2 protein-coding genes are annotated in these 403 nt (G+C 73.4%); both read right to left on the bottom strand.

Translation table 11 applies throughout. The features are described 5' to 3' along the window. The coding region (locus D7Y13_RS44270; protein ID WP_147452773.1) for a hypothetical protein at window positions 1–208 on the bottom strand (208 nt) is incomplete at its 3' end. Further along, window positions 205–403: hypothetical protein (locus tag D7Y13_RS46630; RefSeq protein ID WP_158626264.1), on the bottom strand; the 199-nt coding region annotated here is incomplete at its 5' end. The genes D7Y13_RS44270 and D7Y13_RS46630, both read right to left, overlap by 4 nt.

The following is a 403-nucleotide window of genomic DNA, read 5'->3' as shown; positions in this document are numbered from 1 at the left end:
TCAGCGCACCGAGATAGGGTGCCGCCCAGTCGGCGCAGGTCTCGATAAAGAGGTCGTCGTACAGCTGGTCGAGGTCGACGTCGGCAAGCGTGACCTCGGTGCCGATCGCGGTGACGAGCGCTTCGACCAGGGTCGGCTGTCCGTCGGGGCCGCGGCGGCGCTCGAAGGCGGGCAGCAACGCCAGCAGCGGATCGGTGCCCGCCGTCATACGGCACGCAGGCGCCGCAGCGCGCCGGGGTGGAGGGTCAGGAGCTCGGCTCCCACCACGCCCGTCCCGAGCACGCCCGCGCTCGCGGCATTCAGCGCCGCGGGCGCGCCGCCGCCGGGTGGCGCGCCTGGCAGGACGAACAGCGCGTTGAGATCGACCGCCTCGACGCCCCGCACGCCATACAGCGAGCCGATC

It is taken from the genome of Corallococcus praedator, from assembly GCF_003612125.1.
Lineage (GTDB): Bacteria > Myxococcota > Myxococcia > Myxococcales > Myxococcaceae > Corallococcus > Corallococcus praedator.
Note: the sequence above shows the minus strand (reverse complement) of the source record. Positions and strands in the feature narration are given on the sequence as shown.